The sequence below is a fragment of the Vibrio sp. 2033 genome (genome assembly GCF_033339735.1).
In genome coordinates this window covers 1-615 of the sequence record NZ_JAWOVC010000516.1, presented here as the reverse complement: position 1 = coordinate 615, position 615 = coordinate 1, and the positions used below count along the sequence as shown (strand labels likewise).

General features: G+C 47.2%; 1 pseudogene. It reads left to right on the top strand.

The features are described from left to right. Positions 1-615: pseudogene (gene malF, locus R7P74_RS27535) on the top strand (maltose ABC transporter permease MalF); the annotation flags it as partial.

Below are 615 nucleotides of genomic sequence, written 5' to 3'. Positions count from 1 at the left end.
CTTCCGAACGGTGACGATATCCGTATGAGCGGCTTGCGTAAGTTCGCAGCAGTGGTTCCGCTCTACACGTTGCAAGATGACGGCGAAACCCTTTACAACAACCGTACCCAAGAAACACTGCGTCCAAATATGGAAGTGGGTTACTACCAGCCAGTGGATGAAAACGGTCAGTTTGTTGGCAGCACCGTGTCTCCAGGTTTCGTGGTGAACATCGGTACGCACAACTTTGAACGTGTGTGGAAAGATGATGGCATCAAAGAACCGTTCATCAGCATCTTTATCTGGACTATTGTTTTCTCTGCGCTAACCGTAGTCTGCACATTGGTTATCGGCTTAGTGTTAGCAAGCGTTGTTCAGTGGGAAGCGTTGAAAGGTCGTTCAATCTACCGACTACTACTGATTCTGCCTTATGCGGTACCGGCGTTTATTTCTATCCTGATCTTTAAAGGTTTGTTCAACCAGAGCTTTGGTGAGATCAACATGCTTCTGGAAGGTTTGTTTGGTATCAGCCCGGCATGGTTCTCTGACCCATTCATGGCGAAAACCATGATCCTGATTGTGAACACGTGGCTAGGCTTCCCTTACATGATGATTCTATGTATGGGTCTGCTAAAA